13 protein-coding genes are annotated in these 16012 nt (G+C 63.2%); 10 read left to right on the forward strand and 3 right to left on the reverse strand.

All coding sequences use genetic code 11. The annotated features are described in order from the left end of the window. Positions 1 to 138 precede the first annotated feature (138 nt). From GTP27_RS05860 to GTP27_RS05880, 5 genes are read left to right on the forward strand one after another with little or no spacing between them, the layout of a single operon-like run. A complete protein-coding gene (locus GTP27_RS05860) occupies positions 139 to 1806 on the forward strand; it encodes a DUF1800 domain-containing protein (protein WP_161038255.1) in 1668 nt (555 codons plus the stop codon). Further along, positions 1803 to 3140: a DUF1501 domain-containing protein gene (locus tag GTP27_RS05865; protein ID WP_161038256.1), complete on the forward strand. Its 1338-nt coding sequence runs from the start codon at positions 1803 to 1805 to the stop codon at positions 3138 to 3140. Before GTP27_RS05860 ends, GTP27_RS05865 begins: the two co-directional genes overlap by 4 nt. Before the next feature lie 32 nt (positions 3141 to 3172). Then, positions 3173 to 5476 carry a DUF4214 domain-containing protein gene (locus tag GTP27_RS05870; protein WP_161038257.1) on the forward strand — a complete coding sequence of 768 codons (2304 nt, stop codon included), beginning with the start codon at positions 3173 to 3175 and terminating at the stop codon, positions 5474 to 5476. A 38-nt stretch (positions 5477 to 5514) separates the two neighbouring features. Beyond that, positions 5515 to 5970 carry a hypothetical protein gene (locus GTP27_RS05875; protein ID WP_161038258.1) on the forward strand — a complete coding sequence of 152 codons (456 nt, stop codon included), beginning with the start codon at positions 5515 to 5517 and terminating at the stop codon, positions 5968 to 5970. After that, positions 5970 to 6932, forward strand: a complete 963-nt coding sequence (locus tag GTP27_RS05880) for a DUF2145 domain-containing protein (protein WP_161038259.1) — start codon at positions 5970 to 5972, stop codon at positions 6930 to 6932. Before GTP27_RS05875 ends, GTP27_RS05880 begins: the two co-directional genes overlap by 1 nt. A gap of 43 nt (positions 6933 to 6975) precedes the next feature. On the opposite strand, the gene GTP27_RS05885 is transcribed toward GTP27_RS05880, so the two are convergent. The 3 genes from GTP27_RS05885 to def form a co-directional block, all read right to left on the reverse strand. Then, positions 6976 to 7611, reverse strand: coding sequence for a nitroreductase family protein (locus tag GTP27_RS05885; RefSeq protein ID WP_161038260.1), 636 nt, complete (start codon positions 7609 to 7611; stop codon positions 6976 to 6978). A gap of 191 nt (positions 7612 to 7802) precedes the next feature. Then, a complete protein-coding gene (gene fmt, locus GTP27_RS05890) occupies positions 7803 to 8759 on the reverse strand; it encodes a methionyl-tRNA formyltransferase (RefSeq protein ID WP_161038261.1) in 957 nt (318 codons plus the stop codon). Between the two features lie 38 nt (positions 8760 to 8797). Then, positions 8798 to 9340 (reverse strand): peptide deformylase, encoded by a 543-nt coding sequence (def, locus tag GTP27_RS05895; RefSeq protein WP_161038262.1) that lies wholly within the window; start codon positions 9338 to 9340, stop codon positions 8798 to 8800. Positions 9341 to 9627: 287 nt separating this feature from the next. Between def and GTP27_RS05900 the strand changes: the two genes are divergently transcribed. The 5 genes from GTP27_RS05900 to GTP27_RS05920 all read left to right on the forward strand — a co-directional run bounded on the left by GTP27_RS05900 (position 9628) and on the right by GTP27_RS05920 (position 16005). Beyond that, positions 9628 to 10770, forward strand: coding sequence for a LysM peptidoglycan-binding domain-containing protein (locus GTP27_RS05900; protein WP_161038263.1), 1143 nt, complete (start codon positions 9628 to 9630; stop codon positions 10768 to 10770). Between the two features lie 8 nt (positions 10771 to 10778). Then, positions 10779 to 11909: a DNA-processing protein DprA gene (dprA, locus tag GTP27_RS05905; protein WP_371865888.1), complete on the forward strand. Its 1131-nt coding sequence runs from the start codon at positions 10779 to 10781 to the stop codon at positions 11907 to 11909. An 85-nt stretch (positions 11910 to 11994) separates the two neighbouring features. Continuing rightward, positions 11995 to 12459: a Smg family protein gene (locus GTP27_RS05910; protein ID WP_161038264.1), complete on the forward strand. Its 465-nt coding sequence runs from the start codon at positions 11995 to 11997 to the stop codon at positions 12457 to 12459. A 227-nt stretch (positions 12460 to 12686) separates the two neighbouring features. Further along, a complete protein-coding gene (locus GTP27_RS05915; protein ID WP_161038265.1) occupies positions 12687 to 15356 on the forward strand; it encodes a DNA topoisomerase III in 2670 nt (889 codons plus the stop codon). A gap of 133 nt (positions 15357 to 15489) precedes the next feature. Next, positions 15490 to 16005 (forward strand): hypothetical protein, encoded by a 516-nt coding sequence (locus tag GTP27_RS05920; RefSeq protein ID WP_161038266.1) that lies wholly within the window; start codon positions 15490 to 15492, stop codon positions 16003 to 16005. Positions 16006 to 16012: the final 7 nt, after the last annotated feature.

A 16012-nucleotide genomic window follows, 5' to 3' on the forward strand; every position in this document is an offset into this window, starting at 1 on the left:
GCAACGGAAAACTTCAACTGATAGAATATTTGTTATGTAAATATTGCAACTATTTGCAATCGGACTTATGTTGTATGTGGGCCTGCGCGTACCGTAGGCGCAGCAGCTTCCCTGCATTCTTAAACCATGAGGGTGGTGATGATGGATGGTTGGCATCGCTTGCGTCAGACGCTGGCCTGGGCTGGGCTGACGCCGCTGTTACTGGCTTGCTCGCCGCAGGCGTCGGCGCCGCCTGCCCCTTCGGCCGGCCAGGTAAAACCGGTGGCCGGTGCGCAGATGACGTATTACGCGGCGGCGCGGGCGGCCGAGCAGGTCAGCTTCGGCGCCACCCCGGCACTGGTGGCGGAACTGTCGCAAAAAGGGCTGGCGGCATGGATAGATGCCCAGTTCGCCCTGCCTGCCAGCACGGCCGTATCACCAAGCTGGGTACGCTATTTCGATGGTAATAACGAAGTCGCCAGCAACCGCGCCGGCAATGTCCCGGTGGACCAGTTCTGGCGCCGCGCACTAACGGCGCCGGACCAGCTGCGCCAGCGCGTGGCATGGGCGCTGTTCCAGTACATTCCCGTGGCGCAGGGCCAGCCCAATGGCCAGCTACAGTACTACAACATGCTGATTAACAATGCCTTCGGCACCTATGGCCAGCTGCTGCGCGAAGTCACCGTGCAGCCCATGATGGGCTGGTATCTGAACAACGAGACCAACCGTCCGCCTTCGCCCGAATGTCTAGGCTGCACGCCGAACGAGAATTATGCACGCGAGCTGATGCAGCTGTTTTCCATCGGTGTAGTGCAGCTCAATAGCGACGGCAGCGTGATCCGCGATGCCGGCGGCAAGCCCAGGGAAAGCTATACCCAGAAAGATGTGGAAGCACTGGCGCGCGCCCTGACAGGCTGGCGCAATCCGTGGGATACCGACCCTAACGGCAAGATGGCCGATTTCGACCAGCGCATGACGCCGGAGCCGCAGGCATTTTTCCATGACAGCACGGCCAAGGTGGTAATGGGCATGCCGCTGGCCGCCGGCATGAGCCCCGATACTGAACTGGATGCGGTGATCGCGCTGCTGATGCAGCACCCCAACGTGGCGCCGTTCGTCAGCCTGCGTCTGATCCAGCATCTGGTCACCAGCAATCCTACACCCGCCTACCTGAGCCGCATCAGCGCTGTGTTCCGCAACAATGGCAAGGGTGTGGCCGGCGACCTGCGCGCCGTGGTGAAAGCCATTCTGCTCGATCCGGAGGCGCGCGCCGGCGATGTGCCGGGCCAGCAAAGCCGCCAGTTCGGCAAGTTCCGCGAGCCGGTGCAGTGGCTCAGTGCCCTGATGCGCGGGCTAGCTTGCAGTGCGCCCATGTACAGCACCAATGGCAGCACACAGTGGGTGGTATCGCCGCCGGGCCAGCCGCCGAATGCGCCGGCCAGCGTGTTCTCGTTCTATCAGGCCACCGACCGGGTACCGGGCAGCAATCTGCTGGCACCGGAGCAGAAGATCGTCGGTACGATGGAGATGAACAACCGCTTCGGCAATCTGAACTGGCATCTACTCGATAGCAACAATCCGGCCAGCGCGTCCAACCGCGCCAGCAGCGGCTGCGATCTGGCCACTCCGGCCGCGCTGCTGCAAAACGATCCGGGCGGCTTCCTCGACTGGGTCAGCCAGCGCTGGTTCCGCGGCGCGATGCCGCCTACCTTGCGCAGCAAGATGGCGCTGCTGATGCAAGCGGAAAGCTGGGCCAGCGGCGAAGAAGGCGCGCTGACCATGATCCAGTTTGCACTGGCCAGTCCCTATTTCGGAGCCATACGATGAAACGACGCGATTTTCTGCGCGCCGGCACCCTGCTGGGCGGCGCTGGCATGCTTGGCGGTCTGGGGCTGGGCCATGCGGCCGGCAGCGACTACAAGGCGCTGGTGTGCCTGTATCTGAACGGCGGCAATGACGGCAACAACACCCTGATTCCTACCGATGGCGCCTATAGCGACTATGCTGCCGCGCGTCCGGTGCTGGCCTTGCCCAAGGACTCGCTGGCGGCGCTCAGTGGCAGCAGCGCCGGTCATACTTTCGCGCTGCATCCGGCACTGGCGCCGCTGGCCAGGCTGTACAACCAGCAGCGGCTGGCGTGGATCGCCAATGCGGGCCCGCTGATCGTTCCGTCCACGGCGGAACAGGTGATCAATAATGCCGTGCCGCTGCCGCCGTTCCTGATGTCGCATAGCGACCAGACGGCCATACAGCAGGGCTGGGGCGGCGATGCCGACGCCAGCGGCTGGGGTGGCCGCGGGCTGGAACTGCTGCCCGCCACGCTGTTCAACCCGCTGCGCGCGATGACCATGAATCAGGACCGCACGCTGGTGCTGGGCCGAAACTCGGGGGTGTCGCTGATGACTTCAGGTGGTACCCAGTACTGGGGGCGGGCCGATCTGGCCCAGCCGCAGTCGGCCTGGACGCAGACCCTCAATACCATGGCGCGCTGGCAGTTCGGCAATGATTACGAAACTGGCTTTGCGCGCAACTTCGGCGCCAGCGTGGACGATGCCACTTTGCTAGTGAAAGTGCTGGCGCAGGCCAAAGCGCCGGCAGCCAGCTTTGGCTCCGATGATCTGGCCAGCAATTTGCGGGCGCTGGCATCGGCCATGCCGGTATTTAAATCCATGGGTTACCGGCGTCAGGTGTTTCTGGTGAGCTGGGGCGGCTTCGATACCCATTTCGACCAGCGCGGCACGGCGCCCCGCACCCAGGATGCCCAGCTGGCCGTGGTGGCCAAGGCAGTGGAAGCGTTCGATCAGGCCAATCGTGCAGCGGGCATAGACCTCGACGTCACTACCCTGATGATGACGGATTTTGGCCGCACGCTGCGGCCCGCTTCGGGCGCCGGTTCCGATCATGCCTGGGGCAACCACTGGTTTGTGGCGGGTGGCGCCGTGGCTGGCGGGCAGGTGATAGGCCAGTTCCCCACGCTGAAACTGGGCGGGCCCGACGATGGCGACCCCGGCGGCGGCGGCCGCATGGTGCCCACTACCAGTACCGAACAGGTGGCGGCCACGCTGATGCAGTGGATGGGCCTGCCGGATGCTGCACTGTCTTCGGTGTTTCCTACGCTGGCCAATTTCAGCACACATAAACTGGCTTTCCTGCGCGGCTGAAGGCCGCATTCAACGGAGGCAGAAAGGTCAACATGGACGTCAATGGCAGCGCTGGCGCAGATCTGTATGATCAGCAGAAGCTGGGCATCAATGACTGGATCGATTATTTCGGTCTGGCAGGGGACGACATCATCCGCATGTACCGGGGCAGTGTCAATCCCGGTCCCGGCAACGACACGGTGGAAAAACTGCCCGGCACCATCTGGGACAAGCTGGCCGTGCGCTACTGGGATGCGCCCAGCGGCGTGGTGGTCGATCTGGCCGCAGGCACGGCGCAGGATGGTTACGGCGGCACGGATAAGCTGATCAATGTCGATGATGTACACAGTGGCGGCAATAACGACCGGCTCTACGGCAGCGCTGCCGATAATCTGTTTTCGCCCGGCGGCGGGCAGGATGTGATCGATGGCCGCGGCGGTCAGGATACGGTGATCCTGCCGTGGGTGTATGGCCACGTGGCCACGCTGGCCGATCTGCGCATCGACGTCTCGCTCGACGGCACCCATGCCGTCATCACGGCGCCGCAGGACGCCAGCTTCCGTCTCGATCTCAGCAACATCGAACGCATCGCGCTGGACTGGGACCAGCCGCGCCAGCTGCTGACCGATTTCATCACCGCCCAGCAGATCGCCCAGCAAGCCATCGTGGCGGGCGACAGCCTGCGCTGGAATGCCGGCACGGCAGCGGGTACGGCGGTCAGCGTCAGCTACAGCTTCGTTACTACGGCGCCTGCCAGCGGGGTGGGCGCCAGCGGCTTCCGCGCATTTTCGCCGGCCGAACAGGCCGTGGTGCGCCAGTTACTGGCCGACACCAGTGCCCTGTGCGGCATCAGTTTTACCGAAGTCAGTGATAGCAGCGCCAGCCACGGCCAGATCCGCTTCGGCGTCAGCCAGCAGGCCAGTACGGAAGGCGTGGCCTGGCTGCCCAATCAGAGCGGGGCGGGCGATCTGGCGGGCGATGTGTGGATGGATGTGGAGTCCATGGCCAGTCTGGCCAGCGGCAGCGAGGGCTATGCGGCGCTGCTGCACGAGCTGGGGCATGCGCTGGGCCTGCGCCACCCGACCAACAGCGACGCCGGCGATGCCTGGACCAGCGTGGTGATGGCGGCCTATAACAATAAGCAGTGGTCGGTGATGGCCGCGCAGGGGGCGGGCGACGGCCTGTTCCGCAGTGGCTGGGGGCTGTACGATGTGCTGGCACTGCGCTATCTGTATGGCAGCACGGCGCATGCGGCCGGCGACGACCATTACCAGTTCGGCGCCAATGCCGGCGGCGAGATCACGCTGGTCGATGATGGCGGCAGCGACAGCATCGATGCCTCGGCCGCCACGCTGGGTGCGCAGATCAGTCTGGTGCCGGGCAGCCTGTCCAGCATAGGCCTGACGCCGGCTGGTGTCGCTGCCGTGAACAATCTGGCCATCGCCAGCGATAGCTGGATCGAACAGGCCATAGGCACGCGCTACGACGATGTGTTGATCGGTAACGAGCGCGATAATCTGCTGCAGGGTAATGGCGGCAACGATGTGATCGACGGCGGCAAGGGACAGGACACGGTGCTGTTCAGCGGCCGCATGAGCGACTACCGGATCAGCAGCAGCTACGGCACGGTACAGGTGGAAGCGAAGGATGGCCAGTCGGGTTTTGCCACGCTGAGCAATGTGGAGATACTGGTCTTTGGCGACGGCAGCCGCATGCTGCTGGGCGACAGCGCCGCCAATACTCTTGGCGGTAGCGCCGGCAACGACGTGCTGCAGGGTGGGGCCGGCAACGATACGCTCGATGGTGGCGCCGGGCTGGATGTGGCCAGCTACAGCGGTGCGCGCAGCCAGTACAGCATCAGCAAGAGCGGCGCTGGCTACAGCGTCAGCGATAGCAGCGGGGCAGAAGGCGTCGACCAGTTGCTCAATATCGAACGCCTGCAGTTCAGCGACGTAGCGGTGGCGCTCGACATCGGCGGCACGGCGGGCAAAGCCTACCGCATCTATCAGGCGGCGTTCGACCGCACGCCCGATGCCGCCGGACTGGGTTTCTGGATTAGCGTGATGGACAAGGGCTATGCGCTGGTCGATGTAGCCGCCGCGTTCATCCAGTCGGCCGAATTTGTCACTCTGTATGGCGCCCAGCCCAGCAATGCCGATCTGCTTACGCATATCTACCAGAACGTGCTGCACCGTGCGGCCGATGCGGGCGGCTATGCCTTCTGGCTCGGCGTACTGGATCGCAATGCCGTCAGCCGTGCGCAGGTGCTGGCGGAATTCAGCGAAAGTCCGGAGAATCAGGCGGCCCTGATCGGCGTGATCGGCAACGGTTTCAGCTATCAGCCCTACACCGGCTGAGGCTATACTGATGCTCTTGCACAATCTAGGACCTTGCAATGAATCTCCTGTCCATGTGGCGCGGTGCCGTGCTGGCCTGCGCGCTTGTTTCCGTTTCGGCCAGTGCCGACAGTCTGGCCTCCTCGGCTTCCAGTGCCAGCTCCGCTTCCAGCGGCAGCGTGTCCGATTCGCTGAGCAGTTCCAGCAATAGCTCGGGCGGCAACCAGCGCAAGGTAGCCGACGGTCATTACCGCATCATCGATATCGCCGCCACGCCCGGCCAGGTGGGGCGCACCCGTCTGACGCTGCAGGGTGAGCAGGCGCAGCAGCAGGTGGTGCTGGATCTGCCGCAAACCACTTTCGCGGCCCAGCAACTGGCGCAGGGCGACAGCATGTATGCGCAGAACCGCGTGTATGGCATCGAATTCGGCCGCGCCGATACCCGCCAGCCTTTCTATCTGGTGCTGGCCGACGCGTGGTACGGCGAGCTGGCTAGCCGTCCTGTCAGTCTCTGATGGGCAGGCGGGCAGCGGCGCTGGCGCTGCTGCTGGCGCTAGCGGCAGCATTACCTTACCGCTGCGCTGCGGCCAGTGATCATCATGATGGCGGCACTGCTGGCGGCGGCAGCGCCGGTGCGGGCTCGGGCTCGGGCCGATTTTGCGACCGCAGTCTGGCACTGACGGCAGCGCAGCAGGACCGCCTGCTGCGCTTTGCTGCCGTGCTGCGCGAAGAGCTGGCGCTCGATGATGGCATCGTGCTGCTCAGCCGCTCAGGGCTGGACCTGTCGCGTTTCGCTATCCGTTATTCCCATGCCGCGCTAGGCTGGCGTTCGGAACAGGGCATCTGGTCGGCGCGCCAGCTGTACTACGCCTGCGATGAAGGCCGTCCGCGCATCTTCGATCAGGGACTAGCCGGTTTCGTGCTCGGCACGGACGATGCGGCGCTCGGCTATGTATCGCTGGTGCGCCTGCCTGCCGAAGCCAGTGCGCCACTGCGCACGGCGCTGCTGGATACGGCACGGGTGCAGCAATTGCTGGCGCCAAGCTATAGCGCGAATGCCTATGTGTACAGCCTGCGCTACCAGAACTGCAATCAGTGGGTGATGGAAATGCTGGCCGCTGGCTGGGGCGCTCTGGCCGGGGGGGACGACCTGCGTGCACAGGCGCAGACATGGCTGGCGCAGGCAGCGTATGCGCCGCAGCCGGTGGAAGTGGGCTCGCGCTGGCTGATGCTGGCCGCGCATTTCGTGCCGCTGCTGCATCTGGACGACCATCCGGCGCAAGCCCGCGCAGCCATGCGTTTGCAGGTCAGCCTGCCGCAGTCGGTGGAGCAGTTTGTGCAGCAGCGCTATCCGGCCAGTAGCCGGGTGGAGCTGTGCCACGATGAACATCAGATTGTGGTCCATCGCGGCTGGTCGCCCGTTGCTGCCGGCTGTGTGGCAGGCGCGGACGACCGGGTGATACCGCTGGCCGATTAGGCCGTGGTATGGCGCCGGCCGGCTGGCCGGCGCAGCGCCGTCATCAGGCGATTTCGGACACCAGATGCTCGCGCGAGCGGCGCACTTTTTTCAGGTTGACCAGCCAGTCGCCGTCATGGGCGCGGTAGCCCAGCGGCAGGATCACCACCGAGCGCAGGCCGCGCTCTTTCAGGCCCAGAATTTCATCGACAGCAGCAGGGTCGAAGCCTTCCATCGGCGTGGCATCAACCTGCTCTTCGGCTGCAGCCACCAGCGCTACGCCCAGAGCGATGTAGGCCTGACGGGCCGCTGCGTCGAAATTGGCCTGGTCGCCACGGGCGGCTACGATGCCTTTGAGCTGCTTGCGGTAGGCTTCCCAGCCTTCGTTGATGAAGCCGCGCTGCTCGTTGGTCAGGTCGAACATCATATCGATGCGGGCTTCCGTGATGTTGTCCCATGCAGCGAAGACCAGCAGGTGCGACGCTTCCGTTACCTGTGCCTGATTCCATGCCACGGTCTGGATCTGGGCGCGTTTTTCCGGATTGCTCACCAGCAGCACTTCGAAGGGCTGCAGGCCGCTGGAAGTAGGGGCGAGGCGGATCGCTTCGAGGATGCGCTCGACCTTGTCGGCAGCAACTTTTTTCGAGGCGTCGTATTTTTTGGTGGCGTAGCGCCAGTTCAGTTTGTCTATCAGCGTCATGGGTGATGTTCCTGTCTATGTTATGTCATTCAAAACAGAACCCGCGTTTTAGCGGGCTCTGGCATAGGACGTTAACATAAATTTTCAGGACGCGCTGAGCACCCCCGCGTTTGCGATGACTGGCCCGCGAGCAACTCCGCAGCAAACCCCGCGTTGTCGCAGGCCCGCTGCCGGCCCCTATCCGGCCAGCGTCAGGACAATTTTAGGCCTTCCAGCGGGAAACCTTTGATGAATTCGGCGGCTGGCAGGCGTTTGCCGCCCGGTTTCTGCAGCGCAGTCAGGCGCAGCGTGCCCTGACCGCAGGCCACCACGATGCCGTGCTGGGCATCGGCAGCGAGCACCTGACCCGGCTCGGCGTGGCTATCGGCCGACAGCACTTCGGCGCCCCACAGCTTGATGTGGACACCGTTGACGCTGGCATGGGCGCCGGGGAAGGGATTGAAGGCGCGGATCTTGCGATCCAGTTCCAGCGCCGGCAGGCTGAAGTCCAGCGCGGCTTCTTCCTTGCTGATCTTGGCGGCGTAATTGACGCCTTCGGCTGGCTGCGGCACGGCTTCCAGCTGGCCATGCTGGAGCTGGCGCAAAGCCTGCACGATCATCTGGCCGCCCATGGCCGCCAGTTTATCGTGCAGCGTGCCGGTGCTGTCCTGCGCCGTGATGGGCAGGCTTTCCACCAGCAGCATGGGGCCGGTATCGAGGCCTTCTTCCATCTGCATGATGGTGATGCCGGTTGCCTTGTCGCCCGCTTCGATGGCGCGGTGGATGGGCGCCGCGCCGCGCCAGCGCGGCAGCAGCGAACCGTGGATGTTCAGGCAGGGCTTGATGTCCAGCGTGCTGCGCGGCAGGATCAGGCCGTAGGCCGCCACCACCATCACATCGTAGGGCGTGGCCAGCAGGCGCGCGTGTGCGGCGCTGGCCTGTGCGGCGCGTACCGGATCAGGGCTATCCATGCGCAGCGACAGCGGCTGCAGCACTTCCATGCCGTGCGCCACGGCGTACTGCTTGACGGCGGATGGCTGCAGATGCATGCCGCGCCCGGCCGGACGGTCGGGCTGGGTCAGCACCAGCGGAATTTCAAAACCGGCCTCGTGCAAAGCTTGCAAGGCCACAGCGGCAAATTCCGGCGTGCCGGCGAAAATCACTTTCATGCGGGTTCCTGATCGGTAGCGTAATCTCGGACGGCGGCTTAGAAGCGGCGGCCTTGTGCGCGCAACTGGGCAGCGCGTTCCATGCCGCGTTCTTCCTTGAGCAGCTTGGTCTTGATGCGGTTACGCTTGAGTGGCGACAGGTATTCGACGAATACTTTACCTTTCAGGTGATCCATTTCGTGCTGGATGCAGACGGCCAGCAGGCCATCGGCTTCCAGTTCGAAGGGCTGGCCTTTGGCGTCCAGTGCGCGCACTTTCACCCGGGCCGGGCGTTCCACGCCGTCGTAGATGCCCGGTACCGACAGGCAGCCTTCGTCATACACTTCGCGCTCTTCGCTGGCCCAGAGGATTTCCGGATTGATGAACACTTGCAGTGCATCCTTGGTTTCGCTGGTGTCGATCACCACCAGCTGTTCGTGCACGTCTACCTGCGAAGCAGCCAGGCCCACGCCTGGCGCGTCGTACATGGTTTCGGCCATGTCGGCGACGAGTTTTTCCAGACGCGCGTCGAACACGGTCACAGGCTGGGCCACTTTGTGCAGACGGGGATCGGGATAACGCAGAATATTCAGGATAGCCATAAGGGGTAGGTAACTCTCGATGTAATACGACGGCTGTCGTAGTTGATAACTATGTGATTGCCTTGATAACGCGGGCTGCAGTGACTGCACATCGCACTATGTTTTTTGACCCGAAATGCAACACAGAGACACAGTGGTTTCGCTTGCTAGTTCAGGGTTTTGTGGGCAGAATTTGATTCAATTTGGCAACTTCAGCGGCCTGCATGGTGTAACGGCAGGATGCTGTTTGCGGTGTGTGCCTGCTGCCCGAAGCAGAGGTAAAACAGGCGCACTTACTGGATCCAACTATGAAAAATTTTAGCACAGTCGGCCCCCGCTTAGCACGGACACGCGTGTGGACAGGTCTGGCAGCAGCGCTGGCGCTGGCAGGCACGGTACTGCTGCCGCCAGGCGCTGCTGCGGCGCCAGCGGCCTGCAGCTTCCGTGCCGACGCGCCGGACCAGCACAAAGTTGTCAAAGGCGACACCCTGTGGGATATTGCCGGCCGCTTCCTCGACCAGCCCTGGTGCTGGCCTACCGTATGGGGCATGAACCGCGAGGAAATCGCCAATCCGCACTGGATCTATCCGGGCCAGATCATCTGGTTCGACCGCGCTGCCGGCCGCTTGCGGCTGGGCCAGCCGGTGGCCGTCAGCAACGACGATGGCAGTGGCATGGTTACGCAGCGCCTGCAGGCGCAAACCCGCGTGCTCGGTGTGGGGCAGGATGCCATCCCCAGCATTCCCGCGCAGGTGATCGAGCCTTTCCTAACCCAGCCCCTGATTATCGAAAACGACGAACTGGCCGGCGCGCCGCGCATCGTCGCCACGCCCGATAACCATGTTTTTATCGGCAAGGACGACAAAGCCTATGTGCGCGGCAGCCTGAACGGCGCATCGGCGTTTCAGGCTTTCCGCCCCGGCAAGCCGCTGAAAGACCCGCAGAGCGGCCAGGTGATCGCCTACGAAGCCTTTTATTTGGGCACGCTGAGCCTGCAGGCGGCGGCCCAGCCCGGCAGTGATGTGCATACCTTCACCGTCCAGAGTGCCAGAGAAGAAATGGGCAAGGGCGACCAGTTGCGCCCGCTACCGCCCATGCCCATGCAGAACTTCGTGCCCCATGCACCGGCCCAGCCGGTGGCGGCGCGGGTGCTGGCGATATATGGCGGGGTTAGCCATGCCGGTCAGAATCAGGTGGTCAGCGTTAATCGCGGCCAGCTTGACGGACTCGATGTCGGTGCCGTGCTGCAGCTATACCATACAGGGAAGACTGTGAACGACGAGACCGCACCGAAAAGCTGGCTGGGCTTGCGTACACAGCAGGTCAGATTGCCTGACGAGAAAGTGGGCAATCTGTTTATATTCCGCGTGTTCAAGCATGTGTCGTATGGCCTGATCATGCAGGTGTCGGCGCCAGTGGAGGTGGGCGACTACGCCAGATCACCCGAGTGAGGTGTGCCGTGCCAGCCACGGAATGCGAGTCTAGCCAGTTACAGCCGGTCAGTGCGCAAGCGCTGGCCGGCTGTTTGCGTTTACAGCAGGTCGATGGCGTGGGCCTGCAGACGGCGCACCGGCTACTGCGCCGCTTTGGCAGCTATGCCGCCCTGTTTGAGGCCAGCTACGAGGCGTTGCTGGACTGCCTGCGGCCGGCTCAGGCCAGTGCGCTGCTGGCCGCACCGGCGCCCGCGCTGGCCGGGCTGGTCGAGGCCACGCTGCGCTGGCAGGCGCAGCCCGGCCATGCCCTGCTGTTGTTTGGTGCGCCCGGCTATCCGCCCCTGCTGGCCCAGCTGCCCGCGCCGCCGCTGTTGTTATATGTGCAGGGTAGACGCGAATTGCTGGCGCAGACGGCGCTGGCCATCGTCGGTTCGCGCAATGCCAGCGGGCAGGGCCGGCTGACGGCGCAGCGCATGGCGCACACGCTGTCCGATGCTGGTCTGACCATTATTTCGGGGCTGGCACTGGGCATCGATGCGGCGGCCCACGTGGGCGGACTGGCGGGGCAGGGCAGCACGGTGGCCTGCATAGGCACGGGGCCGGACCGCATCTATCCGGCCTGCCATGGGGAACTGGCGCGGCGCATTGCCGTGGAAGGCTGCATGGTCAGCGAATTTGCGCTGGGCACGCCGCCGCTGCGCGATAACTTCCCGCGCCGCAACCGGCTGATCAGCGGGCTGGCGGCCGGGGTGCTGGTGGTGGAGGCGGCGGCCAAGTCCGGTTCGCTGATTACGGCGCGGCTGGCGGCTGATCAGGGGCGGGAAGTGTATGCCATCCCCGGCTCCATCCACGCCACGCTGGCCAGAGGCTGCCACCAGCTGATCCGCGAGGATGGCGCCAAGCTGGTCGAGAGTGCCGATGATATTCTGGTCGATCTGGGGCGGTTGCAGCGGGCCGCCGCCGGTTACGGCCCGCCCGACGATGGCTTTGTCGATACCGTGCTGGCGGCGCTGGGCCAGCACAGCGCCACGGCAGACGGGCTGGCCAGCCAGCTGGGCCAGTCCGTGGCCGAACTGCAGGGGCAGTTGCTGGCGCTGGAACTGGCCGGGCTGATCGAACGCCTGCCGGGCGGTCAGTTCCAGCGGGTCTGGCAATAGCCTGGCAGGGGGGCGATGCACGCGGCTGTGCAGGACAAGGCGGCCAGACTTGTCGGCGCGCGGCCTTAGCTGATAGAGTAGAGCCATGTTCGATATCCTAGTCTACCTCTACGAAACCTATTACCGTCCGGATGCTTGTCCGGAACCGGTGGCGCTGGCCAAGAAACTCTCGGCCATAGGCTTCGATGACACGGAGATTTCCGAAGCGCTGGTGTGGCTCGGCGATCTGACGGCCATGGCCGGTGTCGAACAGACGCTGACGGCGGCCTCGACCGGCACGCGTTTCTATGTGGATGAAGAACATGATGCGCTGGGCAGTCAGGCCATCGGTTTCATCCAGTTCCTCGAGTCGGCTAAAGTGCTGACGCCGCTGCAACGCGAGATCGTGATCGAGCGGGCGCTGTCGCTGGGCGAGACGCCGATAGCGCTGGCCAAGCTCAAGGTGATCGTGCTGATGTTGCTCTGGAGTCAAGGTAAAGAGCCAGATGCCCTGATGTTTGACGACCTGTTCGGCTCGGACGAAGATCAAGCCCCGCGCTTGCTGCACTAGACTTGCATTTATTGAATTGTTGCAATCTGCCTAAGGCTTAATCTGGTTTAAGCTGCTTGCAGTGCTGCCCGCAAGGCGCTTATTATTGGCGCTTTGACAAGTCACTTAGACAATTATCGTTGTGCCGTTCTTGCCATCAGGCGCGCAAACGTGCAGACTGCGCGGCTAGCCATGTATGATGCGCATGCTGCACCGACCCCCAAAGTGTTAAAAACGAGATACAGAATATGACAAAAACCCTCATCATCGCCGAGAAGCCATCTGTCGCGAACGACATCGCGAAGACGCTGGGCGGCTTTACCAAGCACGATGAGTACTTTGAATCCGACGAGTTCGTGCTGTCCTCCGCCGTCGGTCACCTGCTGGAAATTGCCGTTCCGGAAGAGCATGATGTCAAGCGTGGCAAGTGGAGTTTTGCCCACCTGCCCATGATACCGCCGTATTTCGCGCTCAACCCCATCGCCAAGACGGAAGCGCGGCTCAAGGTGCTGAACAAGCTGATCAAGCGCAAGGATGTCACCACCCTGATTAACGCATGCGACGCGGGGCGCGAAGGGGAGCTGATTTTCCGCCTGATCGCGCAGAACGCCAAAGCCAAGCAGCCGGTCAAGCGGCTGTGGCTGCAGTCGATGACGCCGGGCGCTATCCGCGAAGGCTTTGCCCATCTGCGCAGCGACGAAGACATGATGCCGCTGGCCGATGCCGCGCGCTGCCGTTCCGAGGCCGACTGGCTGATCGGCATTAACGGCACCCGCGCCATGACCGCGTTCAACTCGAAAGAGGGCGGTTTCTACCTGACTACGGTAGGCCGGGTGCAGACGCCTACCCTGTCCATCGTGGTAGAACGGGAAGAGAAGATCAAGAAATTCGTGCCGCGCGACTTCTGGGAAGTGCGCGCCGAATTCGTCTGCGCCGCCGGTGTGTACGAAGGCCGCTGGCTCGATACCAAATTCAAGAAGGACGAGAACGATCCGGAGAAGCGCGCCGAGCGCCTGTGGAGCAAAACCGCCGCCGACACCATTGCGCTGGCCGTGCGCGGCAAGCAGGGCAAGGTGACGGAAGAAGCCAAGCCCACCACCTCGATGGCGCCGGCCCTGTTCGATCTGACCAGTCTGCAGCGCGAAGCCAACTCGCGCTTCGGCTTCTCGGCCAAGAATACGCTGGGTCTGGCACAGGCCCTGTATGAAAAGCACAAAGTGCTGACCTATCCGCGTACCGACTCGCGTCATCTGCCGGAAGACTATATGCCGACCGTGAATCAGGCGCTGGAAGTGGTCAAGGAAAACCCTAACTACCACCAGTTCGCCAAGCAGATACTGGACAAGGGCTGGGTCAAGCCGAACAAGCGGATTTTCGACAACACCAAGATTTCCGATCACTTTGCGATCATCCCGACCACCATCGCGCCGAAGAATCTGTCCGAACCCGAGCAGAAGCTGTACGACCTCGTGGTGCGCCGCTTCATGGCAGTGTTCTTCCCGGCCGCCGAGTTCCAGGTCACCACGCGCTACACCGAAGTTGCCGGTCACCAGTTCAAGACCGAAGGCAAGGTGATGACCAATCCGGGCTGGCTGGCCATCTACGGCAAGGAAGCCGATAGCGACGACAAGGAAGGCAACAACAAGAGTCTGGTGCCGGTGGCCAAAGGCGAACAGGTGCTGACCGATCAGGTCCATGCTAACGGACTGGTGACCAAACCGCCGGCACGCTATACCGAGGCGACGCTGCTGTCGGCCATGGAAGGCGCCGGCAAACTGGTGGAAGACGACGAACTGCGCGACGCCATGGCCGGCAAAGGTCTGGGCACGCCAGCGACGCGCGCTGCCACCATCGAAGGCTTGCTGACGGAACGCTATCTGCTGCGCGAAGGGCGCGAGCTGATGCCGACCGCCAAAGCGTTCCAGCTGATGACTCTGCTGCGCGGTCTGGGCGTGAACGAACTGACGGCGCCGGAACTGACGGGCGAATGGGAATACAAGCTGTCGCAGATGGAAAAGGGCAAAATCTCGCGTGACGAATTCATGCGCGAAATCGCCCAGATGGCGCAAGTCATCGTCAAGCGCGCCAAGGAATACGACAACGACACCATCCCCGGCGACTACCACACGCTGCACACGCCTTGCCCTAACTGCGGCAGCGTAGTGAAGGAAAACTATCGCCGTTTCGCCTGCACCAAGTGCGATTTTTCGATGAGCAAAACGCCGGGCAGCCGCCAGTTCGAAATCGAGGAAGTGGAACAGCTGCTGAAAGACCGCACCATTGGTCCGCTGCAGGGCTTCCGCTCCAAGATGGGCCGTCCGTTTGCCGCCATTCTGCGCATCGTGCGCGACGAAGACATCAGCAACTTCAAGCTGGAGTTCGACTTCGGCCAGAACGATGATGCCGAGGACAGCGAGCCGGTCGATTTCAGCGGCCAGACGCCGCTGGGCGCTTGCCCGAAATGCCAGGGTGGCGTGTACGAAATGGGGCTGGCCTATGTGTGCGAACACAGCGTAGCCAAACCCAAGACTTGCGACTTCCGTAGCGGCCGTATCATTCTGCAGCAGGAAATCCTGCCCGAGCAGATGGCCAAGCTGCTCAACGACGGCAAGACTGATCTGCTGCCGGGTTTTGTTTCGCAGCGTACGCGCCGTCCGTTCAAGGCTTTCCTGACGCGCGGTAAAGATGGCAAGATCAGCTTCGAGTTCGAAGAGCGCAAGGCCAAGGCGCCAGCCAAAGGCAAGGCGGCGGCTGCCGGGTCTGCTGACGAGGCCGTCGAGGACAGCGCAGCAGCGCCGGCCAAAAAGGCCCCGGCCAAGAAAGCGGCGCCTGCCAAGGCTGCTCCAGCCAAGAAACCGGCTGCCAAAAAAGCTCCGGCCAAGAAAACGGCTACGAAAAAGACTGCCAGCGCAGAGTAAGGTGCTGGCGCAGTATCAGACGGGACCCGCTGCGGTCCCGTTTTTTTTGGGAGAGGGCATCTTGCGGATAGCGCCCTGCAGGGAGCGCGCCGTACTTGTGGTCGCCACCTGAGCGCGCTATATTGAAAGCATCATGAGCCTGTCTATCAACGCCTATAGCCCTGCCAGCAGTGTTGCCACATCGGCCACACAGCCCACGGCTGCGACTGCGGCCAGCCCTGCTCAGCCCGCCTCATCAGGTAGGGCAGGAAATCTGGCATCGACCGCCATCACGCTGTCCTCCGATTCCGCGCTGGCGGCATCGCTGGGCAGTTCGGCTGCGGCCACGGTGTACACGCCGTCCGGACTGTTGAGCAGTTTGCAACAGGCGGGTACGGTAGGGCTGGAGCTGACCATACCGGCCACGGGCAGTCAGGCCGATACGGCGCAAATTGCAAGCAATGCGCTCGATCAGGCGGTGCTGAACGAGCTGGCAGCACCAGCCTCGTCGTCGGGGATCTATACGGGCGCGGGTAATCTGGGCGGCATGTCGGCGCAGGCGGCTGCCAACTGGGCCAGCCTGCTCAAAGCCCAGCCCGGACTGGCGGGCAATGCCATTGCCGATTCCGTCAATGCCGGCGTGGTCGCGACCCTGCAGACCCAGGCCTGAGCGGGGC

Origin of the sequence: Duganella qianjiadongensis (assembly GCF_009857915.1) — a bacterium.
Classification (GTDB): Bacteria; Pseudomonadota; Gammaproteobacteria; order Burkholderiales; family Burkholderiaceae_D; genus Rugamonas; species Rugamonas qianjiadongensis.

Excerpts from the sequence above, each read along its gene's own strand:
- GTP27_RS05870 (WP_161038257.1), top strand. The coding sequence starts at position 3,173 with ATGGACGTCAATGGCAGCGCTGGCGCAGATCTGTATGATCAGCAGAAG.
- GTP27_RS05910 (WP_161038264.1), top strand. The coding sequence starts at position 11,995 with ATGTTCGATATCCTAGTCTACCTCTACGAAACCTATTACCGTCCGGAT.
- GTP27_RS05875 (WP_161038258.1), top strand. The coding sequence starts at position 5,515 with ATGAATCTCCTGTCCATGTGGCGCGGTGCCGTGCTGGCCTGCGCGCTT.
- GTP27_RS05880 (WP_161038259.1), top strand. The coding sequence starts at position 5,970 with ATGGGCAGGCGGGCAGCGGCGCTGGCGCTGCTGCTGGCGCTAGCGGCA.
- GTP27_RS05900 (WP_161038263.1), top strand. The coding sequence starts at position 9,628 with ATGAAAAATTTTAGCACAGTCGGCCCCCGCTTAGCACGGACACGCGTG.
- GTP27_RS05885 (WP_161038260.1), bottom strand. The coding sequence starts at position 7,611 with ATGACGCTGATAGACAAACTGAACTGGCGCTACGCCACCAAAAAATAC.
- GTP27_RS05860 (WP_161038255.1), top strand. The coding sequence starts at position 139 with ATGATGGATGGTTGGCATCGCTTGCGTCAGACGCTGGCCTGGGCTGGG.
- GTP27_RS05920 (WP_161038266.1), top strand. The coding sequence starts at position 15,490 with ATGAGCCTGTCTATCAACGCCTATAGCCCTGCCAGCAGTGTTGCCACA.
- fmt (WP_161038261.1), bottom strand. The coding sequence starts at position 8,759 with ATGAAAGTGATTTTCGCCGGCACGCCGGAATTTGCCGCTGTGGCCTTG.
- def (WP_161038262.1), bottom strand. The coding sequence starts at position 9,340 with ATGGCTATCCTGAATATTCTGCGTTATCCCGATCCCCGTCTGCACAAA.
- GTP27_RS05865 (WP_161038256.1), top strand. The coding sequence starts at position 1,803 with ATGAAACGACGCGATTTTCTGCGCGCCGGCACCCTGCTGGGCGGCGCT.
- GTP27_RS05915 (WP_161038265.1), top strand. The coding sequence starts at position 12,687 with ATGACAAAAACCCTCATCATCGCCGAGAAGCCATCTGTCGCGAACGAC.